Below are 19,106 nucleotides of genomic sequence, written 5' to 3'. Positions count from 1 at the left end.
GCAGATGCCCGATCAGGGTTTCCGGCGTGCCGCGGCCGTGCTCCTGGTCGATGATGACGAAATCGAAGCCGGCGAGGCCGAAGATTTCACTGGTGGCCGCGTTGTCCAGCGTCACCCAGGGGCCGAGCACCTGTTCACCGGCGAGCAGGCGGGGTTTCAGGGTATTTTGTCTCAGCACAATGAGCCTCGGTTCATTTCAGCAGCTGCGGCAGCCACAGGCTGATCGCGGGGAAGTAGGTTACCAGCCCAAGGCTGAGCAGCAAGGGTGCCAGCCATGGCAGGATGGCCATCGTCGTGCGTTCGAGGCTGAGATTGGCGACGCGCGCCAGCACGAACAGCACCAGCCCCATCGGCGGATGCAGCAGGCCGATCATCAGGTTCAGCACCATCACCAGGCCAAAATGCACCGGATCGATGCCGAGCTTGAGCACGATCGGCAGCAGGATCGGCGTCAGGATGGTGATGGCGGCGGTGGGTTCGAGGAAGCAGCCGACAAACAGCATCAGGATGTTGACCAGCAGCAGGAACATCATCGGGTTGCTGGTGAAATCCAGCACCCACTGGGCAATCATTTCGGTGGTGCGCGACGCGGCCAGCACCCAGCCGAAGACGGACGCCGCCGACACGATGAACAACACCGTCGCGGTGGTCTCCACGGTTTCCTGTGATGCCTTGACGAACATCTTCCAGTTCAGCGTGCGGTACCAGACCAGCCCGAGGAACAGGGCCCAGACGCAGGCGGCAATGGCGCCTTCGGTGGCAGTGAACAGTCCCGAGGTCATGCCGCCGATCAGCAGGATGGGGGTCAGCAGCGGCAGCACGGCGGAAAAGCGGAAGACCCTGTCCATCACCAGCAGCAGGGCCAGCGCGACGATCACGGTCGTCCGCGGCGGGGCGCCCCAGTCGATGGCGAAGAAAACCAGCGTGGGCATGAGGATCAGCACGGCGAGTTCGGTGAACACGCCCAGGATGCGCCGCCATTCAAACGGAATGTCGCCACCCCATTGGTTGCGCCAGGCAAAGAAGCTGACGGTCAGCATCATCAGGGCCGCCATCACCACGCCGGGCAGGATGCCAGCCAGGAACAGCTGGCCGATCGAAACACTGGCCATCATGCCGTAGATCACGAAGGGCAGGGATGGTGGGATGATCGGCCCCAGCGTGGCAGACGCCGCCGTGATGCCGACGGCAAACTCCACGTCATAGCCATGTTCCTTCATGGCGCGGATCTCGATGGTGCCGAGGCCCGCGGCATCGGCCACCGCAGTGCCCGACATGCCGGCAAAGATCACCGAGCCGACCACATTCACATGACCCAGGCCGCCGCGCATCCAGCCGACCAGGCCGAGTGCGAAATTATAGATACGGTTGGTGATCCCGGCCGAATTCATCAGGTTACCGGCAAGGATGAAGAACGGCACGGCCAGCAGCGGAAAACTGTCGAGGCCGGAAAACATCCGGTGAATCACCACGAAATCCGGCGCAATGCCGGTGCTCATGATGTAGATCAGCGCGGCACCGGCCATGGCGATGGCGACGGGAATCCCTGAGCCCATCAGGGCCAGGAACATCAGCTTGAAGGCGGTGGCACTCACGGTAAACCTCAGTTCGTGTCGGGGCGTTCAAGCACGCTGTAGCCCTGGCGCCAATGCGTGATGGCAACCTGCACGGCGCGGCCGGTCATCATCACGAAGCCCAGCAGAACCACGCTGTAGACAATGCCCATCGGCAGATCGACCACCGACATCGGCTGGAAGCCAATGCGCTGGATCAGGTTCCAGGTCATCCAGCAGGCATAGGCGAAGAAACTGATGCGCAGCAGGTCGATCATGGTCGACATGCCCCGCACCAGCTTTGCCGGCAGGATGTGATAGAAGAAATCGACCTGGATATGATTGTTCTTGCGCACGGCGCCGACCGCGCCGATGAAGACGACGCAGATCAACAGATAGCGCGCGATCTCTTCGGTCCAGGCGGCCGAGTCGTTGAGCAGGTAGCGGGTGAAGAATTGATAGAAGACCGTGGTGCCGAGCACCCAGAAGATGCCCATGGCGAGCCAATCTTCGAAGCGGTAGGGCTTCAGGTCGACTTCGGCATCGGCAACGTTGAACTGGCCGTGCTCATCGAGCACGGCCTCTTCAATGCCGGGAGGGTGTTTGGTTTCGATCATTCCCGGCGCCTGCCTTACTTCAATGCCAGGATGCGGTCGTAATCATTGCGCTGATATCCGAAATCCTCCGGTTTGGAGTTGGCCAGCACGGCCTTGCGGAAGGCTTCCTTGTCGACGGGATGGATGGTGGTGACATTCAGCTTCTTGATCTCGTTCATCAGCTGGGTGTCCTGTTCGCGGATCTGCTGGCTGGCCAGCAGGGCGCCGGCCTGCATCGCCGCGACGAAGACCTTGCGGTCATCGGCCGAGAGTTTCGCCCACAGGCCGCCGCTGATGATCGAGTTCAGCGAGTCGATCACATGGCCGGTCAGCATGATGTGCTTCTGCACTTCGTGGAACTTGCGCGACCAGATGGTGTTGAAGGCGTTCTCCTGCGCATCGACCACGCCGCTCTGCAGCGCCAGATACACCTCGGCCAACGCGATCGGCGTCGGATTGGCACTCAGTGCTTTGGGGAAGGCCATGTAGGCGGCGGCATCCGGCACGCGAATCTTCAGGCCGCGCATGTCTTCAGGCTTGAGCACCGGTTTGTTGGAGGTGACCTGTCGCTCGGCGGCATAGGTCAGTGCCACGATATGGTTGCCGGTGGCCTTGCGGTAATCCTCGGCGAATTCCTTGTAGATGTCGCTGCGGGCATAGGCCATCACATGATCGAAATCGCGGAACACGAAGGGGAAATAGGCGACGCCGATGCGCTTGGCCACCTGCGCCTGGAAGCTGGCGGCGCTGATCGTCATGTCGACGGTGCCGAGCGACAGTCCCTGGTTGAGGTCGGATTCCTTGCCCAGCACGGCCGAGGGGAAGAGCTGGATCTTGTACTTGCCGTTGGTCTGCTTCTCGATCTGCTCGGCGGCGAAGACCGCACCCTTGTGGTGCGGTTCGCCGGGTTCGTAGACATAGGCCCATTTCACCGTGGTCTGCGCAGCGGCAGGTTTGGTGAGCGCTGTAGCACCAAGAGTGGCAATGACGGCCAGCGACAGGCTGAGCGGGCGGAAAACGCGACGATGTAACATGGTCATGACAGGCTCCGTGGGTTGGATCTTCGGATGACGCGTAATCAGGGTGCAGCCAGCCATTGCTGTTCCGGGGCAAAGGCGGGGTGACGGGTGATGAAAGTGCTGTAATCAGCGAAGGCGGCCGTCAGGCCGAGAGCGGGCTGCCAGCCGATGGTGGCCATGCGCGCAATGTTCTGCGGTGCGCGGTTGAAACCCGGATTGACGATGACGTTGGCTTCATTGGCGGCAACTCGCCATTGGAAGTCGGGCACGGCTTGTGCGATCTGCTCGCACCACTGCGACATCAGGAAGCGCCGGCCGGAACCGATATTGCAGACAGAAAACGGCACGGTGCCGGCATCGGCCAGCATCAGCAGGGCGCGGCCGGCATCGGCGGCATAGAGCCAGTCGATGGTGACGTCGCGCGGCAGTACCACCTCGCGGCCGCTGCGGGCCAGTGCCAGGCATTGCAGCAGGGCCGATAGCGCATCGCGCTTACCGCTGCGCCATTCCCAGCGACCGAACTGCGGGCTGAGACGGGCGATGGTCAGGTTGAAGGGCTTGAGTTGCTGCAGCCGGACCAGGCCGCGCTCCAGCGCCAGTTTCGACAAGCCATAGAGATTGAACGGGTTGAGCGGGGTGTCTTCGTCGATAGCAGCGAGATCGTCAGGCACCATGCCATAGGCCGATACCGACGAAACGGCGACAATGCGCGGGATGCCGCGCGCCACAGCTTCGCTGATGCAGTCCAGCGCGGCGGCTGTATTGATGGCGAAGACAGAGCCCGGCGCATCGCGCTCGCGCGCGGCATCGGGTGTAATGGCGGCGGCCTGGATCAGGGCATCGATGCCGGGTTCTGCCAGGAAGCGGGCACGATCCGTCGCCACGGTGAGATCGCCGACATGTTCGACCAGCGTGCCGGGCAGAGCGGCAAAGGCCTGTTTTGCGGCTTCCGGCAAAGGCTGCAGATCGAAGGCCACCACGCGGCGACCGGCGGCAAGTGCCTGTTCGACCACATTCAGGCCGATGAAGCCGCTGGCGCCGGTGATAGCCAAAGCCACAGCGGGCGCTGGGGCGGAAATCGGGACTGACATAGGAAAAGTGGCCTGGCCTGGTTTCTGTATGCAAGCTGTATACGCAAGAAAAGTGCCAGAGTTCAGTCACTTATTTTGATCGAGTCAGGCTGGATATGGCTCAGAATGGCGGCAATTATCTGCCTTGGGTTGCCATCTAATTGGGCGTTTCACCCGCCAATCACAGGCGCGGGTAACAAGCAGGCAACAAAAAAAACCGGACCCCTTAGGGCCCGGTTTTCTTGGGGATCGGGCGTTATAGCGGCTCAGTGCTTTTTCACTGCGTCCCGCACGGCATCCTTGGCGCCGCCCACGGCATTCTGCAGCTTGCCCTCGACCTGATCGGCTTTGCCTTCGGTTTTCAGCTTGGCATCACCGGTCAGGCGACCGACGCCCTCCTTCAGGTTGCCCTTGATCTGCTTGGCCGTACCTTCGATGCGATCCTTGTCCATGGTGTGCTCCTGTGTGTTGCAGTGACACAGGTAAACGCACTGCCCCCGGGGACGTTCCGAATGGAAGCTGCGAATGCGGCCTGGTTGTGAGGTTACTGCATTTTTCGCAGTTAATCAGACTGCGGCATTGTTTTTAGGAACATGTCGACGCGGAAAGGGTTGTAAGATTTGAGCGAAGCAAAGGGAGATGTCGCATGGCACAGACCGGGATGGAACGGCCGCTACAGATTGTCTTTCGCAACATGGAAAGCTCGCCTGCCCTTGAGGCAGCGATCCGGCAACGGGTCGAAAGATTGCAGCAACATGCCCATATCATTGGCTGCCGTGTGGTTGCTGAAATTCCGCATCGCAGTGCCGGCGGCGCCAAGCTCCCGCTGGCCATCTCGGTTGAAGTCGAATTGCGCGGCCGTCCGGTCATCGTGGTGAAGGACAGCGAAGCGCGGCGTGAATCCAAGGGTGACCAGCTCGCCGTGGTGACTCATGTCTTCGAGGCGGTCGAGCGGCAATTGCGTGAGACCTCGCATTCCCGCAAGGGCGCCACCAAGCGTATCGCCGAGGACGGCTCCATATCGGTGGGTTAGCGCCCCGCTGAAGGACCTGACCTAAAGCCTCTGGCCTGGCGCCAGTCAGATGATACGGATCTGGCTGCGGCGCCGGTTTGCCTTTTTCATGAAAGCCCGGACCCTGAAAATATAAGTTTTCAGCCGGAATTCTGTCATCTTGCCATCCCGGCAGAAATCGTTATGCTTCATAACAATTATGAACGAAGCAAAAAAGATAAACGCCATGCGTCTCGATCCTGTTGACCGTCATACCGCCGCCAATCTCGGTTTGCCGCCGACGCTCAGTGTGAGCATCGAGGGTGATATCGCCGTGCTGAAGCTGCAGCGCGTGGAAAAGCGGAACGCCCTGGACAACGTCACGGTTCTCGGTCTGCAGGCATTTTTCCTCAATCCGCCAACCGGTGTAAGGGCGGTGGTACTGGATGGCGAGGGCGAGCATTTCTCAGCCGGCCTTGACCTGAGCGCGACGCAGGAACTGTCATCCACCGACGGCGTATTTCATTCGCGCATGTGGCATGAGTCTTTCCGCCATATCCAGTTCGGCAAGGTGCCGGTGATCTCGGTGCTGCATGGTGCCGTGATCGGCGGCGGCCTGGAGCTGGCGGCTTCCACCCATGTGCGAGTGGCCGAAGCCTCGGCTTTCTATGCATTGCCTGAAGGCCAGCGCGGCATCTTTGTTGGCGGCGGTGGCTCGGTGCGCATCCCAAAGCTGATCGGCACGGCACGCATGATGGACATGATGCTGACCGGCCGCGTGTATAACGCCGAAGAAGGCCATACGCTTGGCTTGTCGCAATACTTGGTCGGTCCGGGTGAAGGCATGGCCAAGGCGATGGAACTGGCGCAGAAGATTGCCGCCAATGCGCCGATGACCAATTTCGCCGTCATGCATGCACTGCCGCGCATTGCCGACAGCTCGCCAGAGGCCGGCTACATGATGGAGGCTATGATCTCATCCATCGCCCAGGCCGATATCGAAGCCAAGACGCGGATCAAGGATTTTCTCGAAAAGCGCGCCGGCAAGGTCGGTAAGAAGTAAGGCTACCGGCCCGACCGCGCGTACCGCGGCGGCCGTACCCCAGCAGAGGGGGCCCCATGAGAGGGCGACAGAACGGACTCGGGAGGAGTTGTTGCGTATGAGTCATCCGCATCGCCAGGTCAATTATGGCCGCGCCGATACTGAATTCACCCGGTTGCCGGATGGCACCATCCTGATGCGCTCGCCTGAGCCGCTGGATGCCTATCCCGACAAGCTGACCGAACGCCTGCTGCACTGGGCCAAACTGGCCCCTGAGCGTACCTTCATGGCGCAGCGAGCGGTTGACGGAACATGGCGCCGGCTCACCTATGCCGATCTGCTGCGCAATGTGCGCGCCATCGGCCAGGCACTGTTGGACCGCAAGCTGTCAGCCGAGCGCCCGGTAGCGATCCTGTCCGACAACGATCTGGAACATGTGCAGCTGGCGCTGGCGGCGCAGTATGTCGGTGTGCCTTCGGCGGCGATTTCCCCGGCCTATGCACTGGTGTCGACCGACCATGCCAAACTCAAGCATGTGCTTGGCCTGCTGAAGCCCGGCATGGTCTTTGCCAATGATGGCGCACGCTATGCCGCCGCGCTCAACGCCGCTGTTCCGGCGGATGTGGAAATCGTAGTGACCGTCAATCCGATCAGCGGCCGGGCCGTGACCGGTTTCGATGCGCTATTGACATCGCAGCCGGGTGAAGCGGTCGAACATGCCCATGCCGCTGTCACGCCGGATACGGTGGCGAAATTCCTGTTCACCTCTGGCTCCACCGGCATGCCAAAGGGCGTGATCAACACCCAGCGCATGCTGTGCAGCAATCAACAGATGATCGCGCAGTCGCTGCCGGTCTTTGCCGAGGAGCCGCCGGTCTTCATCGACTGGCTGCCGTGGAACCACACCTTCGGTGGCAACCACAATATCGGCATCACGTTGTATAACGGCGGTTCGCTCTATATCGACGATGGCAAGCCGGTGCCGGCCCTGATCGAACGCACGGTGCGCAATCTGCGCGAGATCGCGCCAACCGTCTATTTCAATGTCCCCAAGGGCTTTGAAATGCTGGTGCCGTATCTGCGGGACGACAGGGCCCTGCGCGAGACCTTCTTCAGCCGCCTGAAGATGATCTTCTTTTCCGGTGCGGCCCTGCCGCAGCATGTCTGGACTGCGATGGAAGACCTGGCGGTCGAGACCATCGGCATGCGCATTCCGATTATCAGCGGCCTGGGTTCCACTGAAACGGCGCCCTTTGCGCTCTGTGCCAACTGGCCGGTTGACCGCTCCGGCATCATCGGCCTGCCGGTGCCGGGTCTGGAACTGAAGCTGGTGCCGAATGGCCAGAAACTGGAAGTGCGCGTGCGCGGCCCCAACATCACGCCGGGCTACTGGCGCATGCCCGAGGTCAGCGGCAAGGCCTTTGATGAGGATGGCTATTACAAGATGGGCGATGCCGCCCGCTTCATAGATGCAGACAAGCCCGAAAAGGGCCTGATGTTCGATGGCCGTATCTCGGAAGATTTCAAGCTCACCAGCGGCACCTGGGTCAGTGTCGGGCCGTTGCGCGCCCGTTTCATCGCCCATTTCGCGCCCTTCGTGCGCGATGTGGTGATCGCGGGCCATGATCGCGACACTCTCGCCGGCCTGGTGATCCTGGATCTCGATAACTGCCGTGCGCTCTGCCCCGATCTGCCGGCCACTGCCGGGCTTGCGCAGATTGCTCATGACCCCCATGTCCGCCGCCGTTTCGCCGAGCTGCTGGCGAGTTTTGCGCAGCAGGCCACCGGCAGCGCCAGTCGCATCGAGCGCATTGTCCTGATGGACGAAATGCCCTCGCTGGATGTCGGCGAGGTCACCGACAAGGGGTCGATCAACCAGCGTGCCGTGCTCGATCACCGCGCCGCACTGGTTGCCGACCTGTATGCCGCCCAACCGTCTCCCCGTGTCATCACTGCCAACGAGAGAATCGCCAATGTCGCCTAAACCCGGTCTCGCCCAAGCCTATGACGATATCTGGCTGCTGGACGGCGTGCGCACGCCGTTTGCCGACTATATGGGCGCATTGGCCGATGTGTCGCCGATTGATCTCGGTATCAAGGTGGCCAAGGAAGTGTTGAAAAAGGCTGAGATGCCGGCCGCCGATATCGGCACCGTGGTGGCCGGCAACATGGCGCAGGCCTCCTATGATGCCTATATGCTGCCGCGCCATGTCGGGCTCTATGCCGGTGTGCCGATTGAAGTGCCGGCGCATCTGGTGCAGCGCGTCTGCGGCACCGGTATCGAGGCGATCATGCAGGCTGCCGGCCAGATTGCCATGGGCCAGACCGAGGCCGGCCTGGTGGTGGGCGCTGAATCGATGAGCCGCAATCCGGTGGCGGCCTATACCCATCGCAATGGCTTCCGCCTGGGCCAGGTGGAGTTCAAGGATTTCCTCTGGGAAGCCCTGATCGATCCGGCACCCGGCATCATGATGGGGGACACGGCAGAGAATCTGGCGCGCGAATACCAGATCACCCGCGAGGAAGTGGACTCTTACGCTGCCGAAAGTTTCGACCGCGCGGTGAAGGCAAAAGCAGACGGCTATTTCAGGGGCGAGATTGCGCCGGTCGCCAGCGAGGAATTCGCCTTGCCCGGCTATAACAGCCGCGGCATCAAGATGAACCGCAAGACGCCGGAAGTCACCGAAGACACCCATGTGCGGCCCTCTCCGGTGGAGGCATTGGCCAAGATCCGGCCGGCCTTCGGCGGCGTGCAGACCGGCGGCAACTCATCTGCCGTGGTGGATGGCGCCGCTGCGGCTATTGTCGTGTCCGGCGATTATCTCCGCGCCAAGGGCCGCACTGCGCTCGGCCGCGTGGTGGCGGGCGCCAGTGTGGGTGTGCGGCCGGAAATCATGGGCATCGGCCCGGTGCCGGCGATCCAGGCGCTCTGTGCCAAGGCTGGTATCTCCGTGGACCAGATCGACCGCTTCGAGATCAACGAAGCCTTCGGTGCCCAGGTCATGGCCTGCATGCGGGCGCTGAACATTCCGCGCGAGAAACTGAATGTGAATGGCGGGGCGATTGCCATTGGCCATCCGCTGGGTGCCACGGGCGTGCGCCTGTCGGTGACGGTGGCGCGGGAGCTGAAGCGGTCCGGGTTGCGCTATGGCGTGGCTTCGGCCTGCATCGGTGGCGGACAGGGCATCGCCCTGCTGATCGAGAATCCCGATGCCGCCAGGAAACACTAGGCCGTAAGCCCTAGGCCAGGGTCGTCAGTTTATCCAGAAGGCCGAGCAGCAGCTGCTTGTCGGCGCTGCCCAGCACGGCCTCGACCCGCTTTTCATGTTGTGCGAGCAGATGGCGATAGGCGTCTTTCAGGAAGCCTTCGCCCTTGGGCGTCAGATACAGCGCGTTCGAGCGGCGGTCGCCGGGCGCCGGGGCGCGGCGGGCCAGTTTGCGCTGCTCCAGTTCATCCAGCAGGGCGACAAAATTGGCGCGGTTGATACCCAGCGCCTCGCTGACGCGCGACTGCTTCAGACCGGGATTGGCGGCGATGATTGCCAGCACCGAGAATTGCGCCGGGCGCAACTCGAAGCCTTTCATCGCGACGAGAAAATCCTGGAAGACGGCGAGCTGGGCCCGACGCAGGCGGTAGCCCAGCAGGTTGTCGAGCAGCCCGAGATCGACCGGCTGCTTTTCCTCAGGGATTTCGGCTGCGACGGGGGCGGATTTGCGGCGGGGGGTGGCCATGACTTCCGGTTTAGACAATCTGGCCAAGGATGACAATGAATATGGCGATTTTCCGAAAATCGTATTCCAGCATTGTTGTTCAATACAGCAAATCTGCATTGACCCGCCCATTGCTGGCACCGAAACTGGCGAGATAGTTGGGAGGCAAACTAATGAAGACGCATATCCATCGGGTGGCCGTCGAATGGGGCGATGCCGATCCGGCCCGCATCGTGTTCTATCCGCGGTATTTCGCCTGGTTCGATGCCTCCACGCGGCATCTGTGGGAAAGCGTCGGCATCGATATGCGCACCATCTTCGACCAGCATGGCGTGGTCGGCATTCCGATCGCCGAGGCGAATGCCAAATTCATCAGCCCGTCAAAATTCGGCGACGTGATCGAGGTGCATTCTTCCATTCCCGAATGGGGCGAGAAGCATTTCCTCGTTGTGCATAAAGTGTTCAATGCCGGTGTGCAGGCGGTGGAAGGCTATGAGCGCCGGGTCTGGGCGGCAGAGCGGGCTGACAAGCCCGGCCGGCTCAAGGCCCTGCCGGTGCCGGACGAGATTCGCAAACTGTTCGATTAAGCCAGGTCTGCGCTTAAGCCAGCGCCATGCGGATGCCTTCGGCGGCATAGAGCAGCGGCGAGAGATAGCGCTGCTGCATCTCTTCCGCGCTGATGCGGCTGGCATGGCCGCTGACATTCATCGCCGCCAGCACGCGGCCGGACTGGTTGCGGATCGGCACGGCAATCGAACGCAGCCCGATTTCCAGCTCCTGGTCGACCATGGCAAAGCCATCGCGGCGCGCCGCGTTGACGCGCTCACGCAGCGCCGCCGGATCGGTCACGGTATGCGGGGTCAGCGGTTTGAAACTGCTCTCGCTGAAAAACTGCTCCAGTTCGCTGGGCCGCAGATCGGCCAGCAGCACGCGGCCCATCGAGGTGCAGAAAGCAGGCAGGCGGGTGCCAATGCCCAGTGCCACCGACATGATGCGCTTGGTCGGGACGCGGGCGACATAAACGATGTCGCTGCCTTCCAGCACCGAGATCGAGCAGGATTCATTCACCTGCTCGGTCAGCCGCTCCATGAAGGGCTGCGCGCGCTCCCAGATATGCATCGACGTCAGGAAGGCAAAGCCCAGTTCCAGCACGCGCGGGGTGAGGCGGAAATACTTGCCGTCACCGGTGACATAGCCGAGTTCGCAGAGTGTGAGCAGATAGCGGCGCGCGGCGGCGCGCGTCATGTCGGCGCGGCGGGCCACCTCGCTCAGGGTCATCTCGTCATTGTCGCGGTCGAAGGCGGTAATGACCCGCAGGCCACGGGCAAGCGAGGTCGAGAAATCCCGGGCGTTGATGGTGGTTGACAAGGCCGCGCGACCTCCCTGTAATGTTTGATTATATAACTATTGTGCGTTATACGCACAATAAGTCAAGAAATTGTCGAACTCTTTGACATAGATCAGCGCAAGGCCACCGGCGACCGGATATAGTTGTCGGCAAAGTATGACGGAGGAAACCATGTCCCAATTGATCGGCTATAAACGGCCGGCAGCCGGCACCCAGCCGAATTATCTGCATGCGCCCTATCAGTCTTCGATCAAGCGCGCCCCTGGCAAGCCGCTGGTCAAACTGACCCAGACGCTCTCCGAGATCACCGGGCCGGTTTACGGCCATGACCGGGTTGGTCCGCTCGACAATGACCTGACCAAGCAGCATGCCGGCGAGCCGCTGGGCGAGCGTATCGTGCTGTCCGGCCGCCTGCTGGACGAGGATGGCAAGCCGGTGCCTCATTCGCTGATCGAGATCTGGCAGGCCAATGCCTGCGGCCGCTATCCGCATCCGGGCGATCAGCATGATGCGCCGCTCGATCCGAATTTCACCGGTTATGGCCGGGCCGTCACCGACTCGGAAGGCCGCTACCGCTTCGTCACCATCAAGCCCGGTGCCTATCCCTGGCGCAATCACCACAATGCCTGGCGCCCGCAGCACATCCATTTCTCGCTGTTCGGGCCCAGCTTCATGACGCGCCTGGTCACCCAGATGTATTTCCCGGGCGACCCGCTGCTGCCGTTTGACCCGATCTTCAATTGCGTCACCGATCAGCGCGCGCGCGACAGCATGATCTCGAAATTCGATTTCGAGACCACGGTGCCGGAATTTGCGCTGGGCTATCAGTGGGACATCGTGTTGCGTGGCCGCGACGCCACCTACATGGAAAACAAGTAAGACGGCCGGAGATACCTGAAATGACCCTGATGCCCACTGCTTCGGCCACTGTCGGTCCTTACCTGCATATCGGCCTGGTGCCGCTTTCGGTGAACGACATCGCCAAGGATGCCTCGAAAGGCGAAAAGATCGTGATCAGTGGCCGGGTGCTGGATGGCGAAGGCCAGCCGGTTCCCGATGCCCTGGTCGAATTCTGGCAGGCCAATGCCGCCGGCAAATACGCCCATCCGGAAGACACCCAGGACAAGCCGCTGGACGGCAAGTTCACCGGCTTTGGCCGCGTGCCCACCGACAAGGAAGGCCGCTACAGCTTCACCACGGTGAAGCCGGGCGCCGTGCCGGGGCCGGGCAACACGCTGCAGGCGCCGCATATCGTGATCTGCCTGTTCATGCGCGGCATGCTGAAGCACCTCTATACCCGCATCTATTTCTCGGACGAGGCGGCGGCCAACGCCAACGACCCCGTGCTGGGCGTGATCGAGGATGCGGCCCGGCGCCCGACCCTGATTGCCGATCGTGCAGCCGGCAAGGCGGAGTATCGCTGGGACATTCGCATGCAGGGTGAAGGCGAAACCGTCTTTTTCGATTGCTGATCCGCGTCGGGGTCAGCAACATGCTGGCATGACCATTCCGGATTCCCCTGCACCCCTGAACCTGTTCGGGCCGCTGTTCCACAGCCCTGCCATGGCCGCGGTCTTCACCGACCGCGCCCATCTGCAGGGCATGCTCGATTTCGAGGCCGCCCTGGCGCGCGCCGAGGCGAAAACCGGCGTGATCCCGGCTGCCGCCGCCGGCCCGATCGCCGCGCAATGCGATGCGGCACTGTATGATCTGGCCGCCATTGCCGATGGCGCCACCCGTGGCGGCAACAGCGCCATACCGCTGGTCAAGGCGCTGACGGCGAACGTCGCGGCCAGGGACAAGGATGCGGCCGGTTTCGTGCATTGGGGCGCCACCAGCCAGGATGCGATGGATACTGGCCTGGTGCTGCAGCTGCGCACCGCGCTCGGCCTGATTGAAGCCGATCTCGCGAGACTCTCCGAAGCTCTGGCGACGCTTGCCCAGAAGCATCGTGAAACGCCCATGGTGGGCCGCACCTGGCTGCAGCATGCCCTGCCGGTCACCTTCGGCCTGAAGGCTGCCGGCTGGCTCGATGCCGTCGAGCGCCACCGCGAACGCATTGCCGAACTCAAACCGCGCCTGCTGGTGCTGCAATTCGGCGGCGCCGCCGGCACGCTGGCAGCCCTTGGCGACAAGGGCCTGATGATAGCCGAGGCACTGGCCGCCGATTTGAAACTTACGCTGCCGGCCACGCCCTGGCACGGCGCCCGCGACCGCGTGGTGGAACTCGCCACGGTGCTTGGCCTGCTCACGGGCAGCCTGGGCAAGATGGCGCGCGATGTGGCGCTGCTGATGCAGACCGATGTGGGCGAGGCCTTTGAGCCGGCCGGTGAGGGACGTGGTGGCTCGTCCACCATGCCGCACAAACGCAATCCGGTGGCCTCCGCTGCCGTGCTGGCCGCCGCTACCCGCGTGCCGCATCTGGTCGGCAGCCTGCTCAGCGGCATGGTGCAGGAGCATGAGCGCGGCCTTGGCGGCTGGCATGCCGAATGGACCGTGCTGCCCGAACTGCTGCAGCTCAGTGCCGGTGCGCTGGCTCATATGACCGAAACCATGGCCGGGATGGAAATCGATGCAGCGCGGATGCGTGCCAATCTCGATGTCACCAACGGCCTGATCATGGCGGAAGCCGTGGCCATGGCGCTGGGGGCACAGATCGGCAAGCAGGCTGCGCACCACCTGGTCGAGGCAGCCTCGAAACGCGCCGTGACGGAGAAGCGCCATCTGCGCGATGTGCTGGCCCAAGACCAGGCCGTGCAGCCCCATCTCAAAGGCGAAGCGCTGACCAAGCTGTTCGATCCGCTGGGCTATATCGGTGTCGCCACCGCCCTGATAGATCGGGTTCTCGCTAAACGCCGTCGATAACAACAAAAAGCACATCCGGAGGAGTCCATGCCGCAAATCGCCACTGATGATGGCGTCGCCCTGCATTACCGTTTCGATGGTCCCGAAGGGGCGCCGGTTCTGGTGATGTCGAATTCGCTGGGCACGGATCTCGGCATGTGGGAACCGCAGATGCCGGCGCTGGTGCAGAATTTCCGTGTGCTGCGTTACGATACCCGTGGCCATGGCGAGTCGGGCCTGTCGCCGGCACCGTATCAGGTCGACCGCCTGGGCAAGGATGTGCTGGCCCTGATGGATGCTCTGGCCATCCCCAAGGCGATGTTCTGCGGTCTTTCGATGGGCGGCATGACCGGGATGTGGCTTGGCGTGCATGCACCGCAGCGCTTCAGCAAACTCGTGCTGTGCAACACGGCGGCCAAGATCGGCACGCCGGATGTGTGGAACACCCGCATAGCGGCGGTAGAGAAAGGCGGCATGGCCGCCATCGTGCCGGGCGTGATCCAGCGCTGGTTCACCGAAGGTTTCGTGAAGGCGCAGCCGGCCGAAGTGGAACGGATTTCCGCCCAGTTGCTGGCGACGAGGCCGGAAGGCTATTGCGGCGCCTGTGCCGCCGTGCGCGACATGGACCAGCGCAGCAGCATCGCGGCCATCCGCACCCCCACCATGGTGATCGCCGGCACGCATGATCTGGCAACCGCCGCGCTGGATGGGCGGTTTGTCGCCGAGACCATTCCCGGCGCCCGCTATGTCGAATTCCCGGCCGCCCATCTCTCCAATGTCGAGGTGGCGCCCGAGTTCACCAAAACAGTGATCGGCTTCCTCGCCGGCTAGGAGAGACTGAAATGGATGACAAGGATCGTTACGACGCTGGCATGAAGGTGCGGCGCGGGGTTCTGGGCGATGCCCATGTCGACCGCTCGCTGACGAAAATCACCGACTTCAACGGTGACTTCCAGAACTTCATCACCCGCTATGCCTGGGGCGAGATCTGGACCGATACGACGCTGGATCGCAAGACGCGCAGCTGCATGGTGCTGTCCACCATGATCGCGCTGAACCGTATTGACGAGTTCAAGCTGCATGTGAAGGCCGCGTTTAACAACGGCCTGACCAAGAACGACATCCGTGCGGTGATCAAGCAGGCGGCTGTTTATTGCGGTGTGCCGGCGGGTAACAGCGCTACCCACTGGGCGGAGGAGGTGTTCGCCCAGATGGAAAAGGATGGCCATAAATTCTGAGCCGCACTGCGACACTGCGGATATGAAAACGGCGCCACCAGGGCGCCGTTTTTTATTCGATGGTGGTATGGATCAGTGAACGTTGCCGCGCTGGCCGCCACGATCCTGGCTGTTGGTGCGCTGGCCCTGACCCTGGCCGGGCTTGCCGAAGCGGCGACCGCCGCCACCGGGCTTGCGGTTCTGCTGCGGCTGGCCGTCCTGGCGGGCGGCGCCCTCGGAACGATGGCCACCTTCGCTGCGGCGCGCATCGCTGCGCTGACCACCGCGGCCATGACCATGCGGACGCGGCTGCTGCGGCCGGCTTTCGTGACGCGGTTCGGCGGCGGTGGCTGCGGCCAGCTTTTCGTCACCGCGACGGTCGGTGGCGGCAATGCGCTGGCGCGTCACCTTCTCGATGTCGCGCAGATAGGCGCGTTCGTCCTGCGAGCAGAGCGAGATCGCCATGCCGTCCTTGCCGGCGCGCGCGGTGCGGCCGATGCGGTGCACATAGCTTTCCGGCACGTTCGGCAGTTCGAAATTCACCACATGGCTGACGCCGGTGACATCGATGCCGCGGGCGGCGATGTCGGTGGCGACCAGCACGCGGATGCGGCCGGCCTTGAAATCGGCCAGGGCGCGCTCGCGCTGGCTCTGGGACTTGTTGCCATGGATGGCTGCGGCGGGCACGTTGCCGCCGGCCAGATGGCGGGCGACGCGGTCGGCGCCATGCTTGGTGCGGGTGAAGACCAGGGCGCGGGTGATGTCGGGGTTGGCCATGATCTCCAGCAGCAGGGCACGCTTGCGCTCGGCTTCGATGAAGATCACCTGCTGGTCGATCCGTTCGACCGTGGTGGCGGCCGGGGTGACCTCAACGCGCACCGGATCCTTCAGGAAGCCGGCAGCGAGCTGGGCGATGTTCTGCGGCATGGTGGCCGAGAAGAACAGGCTCTGGCGCTGCTTGGGCAGGGCCTGGGAAATGCGCTTGATCGCATGCACGAAGCCGAGATCCAGCATCTGGTCGGCTTCATCCAGCACCACGGTCTCGACGGCGTCGAGGCGCAGGGTACCCTGCTGCATATGATCCATCAGGCGGCCGGGCGTGGCGACGAGGACATCGACGCCGCGGGCCAGGGCCTGCACCTGCGGGTTCATGCCGACACCGCCGAACACGGTGGCAACGCTCAGCTTGGAGTCATGGCCGTAGGAGCGGAATTTCTCGGCGATCTGCGAGGCCAGTTCGCGCGTCGGGCTCAGGATCAGTGCGCGGCAGGTCTTCGGCGCCGGGCGGCGGTTACCGGCGGCGAGGCGATGCAGGATCGGCAGCGCGAAAGCGGCGGTCTTGCCGGTGCCGGTCTGGGCGATGCCGAGCAGGTCGCGACCCTGCAGCACGGGCGGAATGGCCTGGGCCTGGATCGGGGTCGGCTGGGTGTATTTGCCGGCGGTGATGGCGGCGAGCAGGGCCTGGTTGAGGCCAAGATCATTAAAGCTGGTCAAAGGGGAATCCTTGAAACAAAGCATACGACGGCGCGGGGCGTGAATCGCCTGCAGCGCAACGGTCGGACGCGGGGACCGATGAAACGCCCCGCGTGACCTGGGTCGTAATGAAGAGAGACTGAAGGCACCCGGCAGGACGAAAGAGCAGTTGGAGCGCTCCTCGTTCACGCGGCCTGGCGCGAAAGGCCATCGACGCTGATTAGTCCGTGGACGGCAGGCGGTATATGGAGTCTGGAACGCCTGCCGTCAAGCTAAATAACCGGTAATTGTCAGAAACCGTACAATTCTGCTGGATTATCAACGAAGATTTTCTGGCGATCGGCTTCATTCGGCGCCCAGTCGAGCATCAGGTCGAGCAGTGCGGCTTCATCCGGATACCCGAATTTGGCGGCCTGGGCATGCGGGAAGTTGCTGGCCCAGATCATGCGCTGCGGCGCATGTTTGATCAGCGCCTTGGCCAACAGGCCGACATCCTCGTAGTTCGGCTTGCCGCTCAGCGAGGTCTCATAGCAGCCGGCCAGCTTGACCCAGACATTGCCGGTATCGATCAGGCGCAGCAGGCACTGGAAAGACGGATGGTCGACCGGCACCGGGTCGATAAACTTGCCGATATGGTCGATGATGATCTTCACCGGCAGGCGTTTGATCATCGCTTCATGCTCGGGCAGTTCGCGACCGTTGAGCTGCAGCAGCATGCTCCAGCCAAACGGCTTGATGCGGCCGGCCATTTCCTCGGCCACATTCAGCCCCAGCGTGCCGCCCAGCAAGTTCATGATACGCAACCCGCGGGCGCCGCCGCTGGTCAGGCGTTCAAGTTCGGCATCGGCGACGCCCGGCTTCACCACCACCACGGCGCGGGCCTTGTCAGGCCCCAGTTCGGCGGTGGTGTCCATCACCAGGCGGTTGTCATCGCCATAGGCATTGGCCTGCACCACGATCACGCGCTCAAGCCCGAGCCAGTCCATCACCTGGCGGTATTCGGGAATACCGACGGGCGGCGGCGTTGGTGTGTTGGGAACGGTGGCGTAGCGGTCATCGTAGAAATGGATATGGGTGTCGCAGGCGCCCTTGGGCATCTGCAGCTTCGGCTTCGGGCCGGTGAAAACGCGGGTGTATTCCATGGCAGGCTCCAAATCAGGCGACGCGATAGCGCCGCAATGTCTCGTCATCAGGGATGAAGCCGATGCCGGGTGTATCGGGGATGGCGATCTGGCCCTGCTGCGGCAGCGGAATGTTGTGGCCGCAATAGGCCTCGGGCTTCACATACATGTATTCAAACAGGCCGACCGGCTCGAGATGGGCGGCCAGCTGGAGCGTTGCCCAATAACCGGGCCCGAAATAGGGCGAGTGCGGCATCACCGTCTTGCCCAGCGCTGCAGCATGCCGCGTCGCTTTGACGAATTCGCTAACGCCGCCGATCTTGATCACGCTGGGCTGCGGGAAAGTCAGTGCCGCCGAAAGCCGGGTGAACTCCATCGCCGTGCAGGCATTCTCCCCGGCTGACAGCGCGACACCAAAGCGGCTCAGCGCCTTGTGGATCTCGTAATCCTCGGGCGGAAAGGTGGGTTCCTCCACCCAGTAGAGATCAAGCGCCTTCATCTTCGGCAGCATCATTTCGGCTTCGGCCAGGCTCCAGGCGCAGTTCACATCGGTGGTCAGCCGGATGTCCGGCCCGATGGCGGCCCGTGCAGCCGCAATCGGTTCATAGGCGATTTCATGCAGCTTGATGTCGCGGTAGCCTTCCGCCACGGCCCGCGCGGTCATGGCGGCAATCGGTTCGGGCCCGCCATAGCGCACCAGGCTGGCATAGGCCGTCACGCTTTCGCGCACCCGTCCGCCCAGATATGTCGCCAGGCTTTGGCCGGCCTGTTTGGCGGCAAGATCCCATAGCGCGATATCGATGCCGGAAATGGCGAAGATGGTGATGCCGTAGCGGCCCCAGATATGCAGATCCTGCTGCAGCTTCAGGGTGAAGGCGGCGATATCGGTGATGTCCTGGCCAATCACCAGTGGCGCCACCGTATCCTGGATCATCGCCCGCACGGCGCTGGCGCAGCCATAGGCAAAGGCCTCGCCCCAGCCGACCAGGCCATCCTCGGTCTCGATGCGGATCAGCAGGGTATCGAATTCGGTCCAGCCGCGCCGTTTGGCGCGCGGCCCCTCGTAGAGATCGCTGAACGGAATTTTCAGCGTGACCGTATCGACGCTCTTGATCCGCATC

At 62.7% G+C, this 19,106-nt stretch carries 20 protein-coding genes; 10 read left to right on the top strand and 10 right to left on the bottom strand.

Annotation, left to right across the window (positions count from 1 at the left end; all coding sequences use genetic code 11):
• Nucleotides 1–191: 191 nt before the first annotated feature.
• The 5 genes from AAG799_RS10655 to AAG799_RS10635 all read right to left on the bottom strand — a co-directional run bounded on the left by AAG799_RS10655 (nucleotide 192) and on the right by AAG799_RS10635 (nucleotide 4,690).
• Nucleotides 192–1,595, bottom strand: coding sequence for a TRAP transporter large permease (locus tag AAG799_RS10655; RefSeq protein WP_341895811.1), 1,404 nt, complete (start codon nucleotides 1,593–1,595; stop codon nucleotides 192–194).
• An 8-nt stretch (nucleotides 1,596–1,603) separates the two neighbouring features.
• Nucleotides 1,604–2,170: a TRAP transporter small permease gene (locus AAG799_RS10650; RefSeq protein WP_341895810.1), complete on the bottom strand. Its 567-nt coding sequence runs from the start codon at nucleotides 2,168–2,170 to the stop codon at nucleotides 1,604–1,606.
• Nucleotides 2,171–2,184: 14 nt separating this feature from the next.
• On the bottom strand, nucleotides 2,185–3,189 hold the full coding sequence (locus AAG799_RS10645; RefSeq protein WP_341895809.1) for a sialic acid TRAP transporter substrate-binding protein SiaP: 1,005 nt from the start codon (nucleotides 3,187–3,189) through the stop codon (nucleotides 2,185–2,187).
• Nucleotides 3,190–3,227: 38 nt separating this feature from the next.
• The gene (locus tag AAG799_RS10640; protein WP_341895808.1) at nucleotides 3,228–4,226 is read right to left on the bottom strand and encodes an NAD(P)-dependent oxidoreductase; all 999 of its coding nucleotides are present in this window, start codon (nucleotides 4,224–4,226) and stop codon (nucleotides 3,228–3,230) included.
• A gap of 278 nt (nucleotides 4,227–4,504) precedes the next feature.
• Nucleotides 4,505–4,690 (bottom strand): CsbD family protein, encoded by a 186-nt coding sequence (locus AAG799_RS10635; protein ID WP_341895807.1) that lies wholly within the window; start codon nucleotides 4,688–4,690, stop codon nucleotides 4,505–4,507.
• Between the two features lie 194 nt (nucleotides 4,691–4,884).
• On the opposite strand from AAG799_RS10635, the gene AAG799_RS10630 reads away from it, so the two are divergent.
• The 4 genes from AAG799_RS10630 (at nucleotide 4,885) to AAG799_RS10615 (ending at nucleotide 9,501) form a co-directional block, all read left to right on the top strand.
• Nucleotides 4,885–5,271 carry an HPF/RaiA family ribosome-associated protein gene (locus tag AAG799_RS10630; RefSeq protein WP_341895806.1) on the top strand — a complete coding sequence of 129 codons (387 nt, stop codon included), beginning with the start codon at nucleotides 4,885–4,887 and terminating at the stop codon, nucleotides 5,269–5,271.
• A gap of 205 nt (nucleotides 5,272–5,476) precedes the next feature.
• Entirely contained in the window at nucleotides 5,477–6,292 is an 816-nt protein-coding gene (locus AAG799_RS10625) for a crotonase/enoyl-CoA hydratase family protein (RefSeq protein ID WP_341895805.1), read from the top strand.
• 97 nt (nucleotides 6,293–6,389) lie between these two features.
• On the top strand, nucleotides 6,390–8,255 hold the full coding sequence (locus AAG799_RS10620) for a feruloyl-CoA synthase (RefSeq protein WP_341895804.1): 1,866 nt from the start codon (nucleotides 6,390–6,392) through the stop codon (nucleotides 8,253–8,255).
• Nucleotides 8,245–9,501, top strand: a complete 1,257-nt coding sequence (locus tag AAG799_RS10615) for a thiolase family protein (protein ID WP_341895803.1) — start codon at nucleotides 8,245–8,247, stop codon at nucleotides 9,499–9,501. The genes AAG799_RS10620 and AAG799_RS10615 overlap by 11 nt, the downstream gene beginning before the upstream one ends.
• A gap of 10 nt (nucleotides 9,502–9,511) precedes the next feature.
• Here AAG799_RS10615 and AAG799_RS10610 read toward each other — a convergent pair whose 3' ends face one another.
• Nucleotides 9,512–10,003, bottom strand: a complete 492-nt coding sequence (locus AAG799_RS10610; RefSeq protein ID WP_341895802.1) for a MarR family transcriptional regulator — start codon at nucleotides 10,001–10,003, stop codon at nucleotides 9,512–9,514.
• A 152-nt stretch (nucleotides 10,004–10,155) separates the two neighbouring features.
• Between AAG799_RS10610 and AAG799_RS10605 the strand changes: the two genes are divergently transcribed.
• Nucleotides 10,156–10,569 (top strand): acyl-CoA thioesterase, encoded by a 414-nt coding sequence (locus tag AAG799_RS10605; RefSeq protein ID WP_341895801.1) that lies wholly within the window; start codon nucleotides 10,156–10,158, stop codon nucleotides 10,567–10,569.
• A gap of 13 nt (nucleotides 10,570–10,582) precedes the next feature.
• Here AAG799_RS10605 and AAG799_RS10600 read toward each other — a convergent pair whose 3' ends face one another.
• A complete protein-coding gene (locus AAG799_RS10600; protein ID WP_341895800.1) occupies nucleotides 10,583–11,350 on the bottom strand; it encodes an IclR family transcriptional regulator in 768 nt (255 codons plus the stop codon).
• 151 nt (nucleotides 11,351–11,501) lie between these two features.
• On the opposite strand from AAG799_RS10600, the gene pcaH reads away from it, so the two are divergent.
• Genes pcaH through pcaC form a run of 5 tightly spaced genes read left to right on the top strand, consistent with a single transcriptional unit; the run spans nucleotide 11,502 to nucleotide 15,412 of the window.
• Nucleotides 11,502–12,209, top strand: a complete 708-nt coding sequence (gene pcaH / locus AAG799_RS10595) for a protocatechuate 3,4-dioxygenase subunit beta (protein ID WP_341895799.1) — start codon at nucleotides 11,502–11,504, stop codon at nucleotides 12,207–12,209.
• A 20-nt stretch (nucleotides 12,210–12,229) separates the two neighbouring features.
• Complete coding sequence (gene pcaG / locus AAG799_RS10590; protein WP_341895798.1) at nucleotides 12,230–12,802, top strand: protocatechuate 3,4-dioxygenase subunit alpha; 573 nt, start codon at nucleotides 12,230–12,232, stop codon at nucleotides 12,800–12,802.
• Nucleotides 12,803–12,830: 28 nt separating this feature from the next.
• On the top strand, nucleotides 12,831–14,195 hold the full coding sequence (locus AAG799_RS10585) for a 3-carboxy-cis,cis-muconate cycloisomerase (RefSeq protein WP_341895797.1): 1,365 nt from the start codon (nucleotides 12,831–12,833) through the stop codon (nucleotides 14,193–14,195).
• Between the two features lie 27 nt (nucleotides 14,196–14,222).
• Nucleotides 14,223–15,005 carry a 3-oxoadipate enol-lactonase gene (gene pcaD / locus AAG799_RS10580; RefSeq protein ID WP_341895796.1) on the top strand — a complete coding sequence of 261 codons (783 nt, stop codon included), beginning with the start codon at nucleotides 14,223–14,225 and terminating at the stop codon, nucleotides 15,003–15,005.
• 11 nt (nucleotides 15,006–15,016) lie between these two features.
• On the top strand, nucleotides 15,017–15,412 hold the full coding sequence (pcaC, locus tag AAG799_RS10575; RefSeq protein WP_297682773.1) for a 4-carboxymuconolactone decarboxylase: 396 nt from the start codon (nucleotides 15,017–15,019) through the stop codon (nucleotides 15,410–15,412).
• Between the two features lie 72 nt (nucleotides 15,413–15,484).
• On the opposite strand, the gene AAG799_RS10570 is transcribed toward pcaC, so the two are convergent.
• The 3 genes from AAG799_RS10570 to AAG799_RS10560 all read right to left on the bottom strand — a co-directional run bounded on the left by AAG799_RS10570 (nucleotide 15,485) and on the right by AAG799_RS10560 (nucleotide 19,105).
• The gene (locus AAG799_RS10570; RefSeq protein ID WP_341895795.1) at nucleotides 15,485–16,885 is read right to left on the bottom strand and encodes a DEAD/DEAH box helicase; all 1,401 of its coding nucleotides are present in this window, start codon (nucleotides 16,883–16,885) and stop codon (nucleotides 15,485–15,487) included.
• A gap of 269 nt (nucleotides 16,886–17,154) precedes the next feature.
• Nucleotides 17,155–18,006 carry an amidohydrolase family protein gene (locus AAG799_RS10565; protein WP_341895794.1) on the bottom strand — a complete coding sequence of 284 codons (852 nt, stop codon included), beginning with the start codon at nucleotides 18,004–18,006 and terminating at the stop codon, nucleotides 17,155–17,157.
• A gap of 13 nt (nucleotides 18,007–18,019) precedes the next feature.
• The gene (locus AAG799_RS10560) at nucleotides 18,020–19,105 is read right to left on the bottom strand and encodes a mandelate racemase/muconate lactonizing enzyme family protein (RefSeq protein ID WP_341895793.1); all 1,086 of its coding nucleotides are present in this window, start codon (nucleotides 19,103–19,105) and stop codon (nucleotides 18,020–18,022) included.
• Nucleotide 19,106 lies beyond the last annotated feature (1 nt).

The sequence above is a fragment of the Ferrovibrio terrae genome, assembly GCF_943371255.1.
Classification (GTDB): domain Bacteria; phylum Pseudomonadota; class Alphaproteobacteria; order Ferrovibrionales; family Ferrovibrionaceae; genus Ferrovibrio; species Ferrovibrio terrae_B.
Note: the sequence above shows the minus strand (reverse complement) of the source record. Positions and strands in the feature narration are given on the sequence as shown.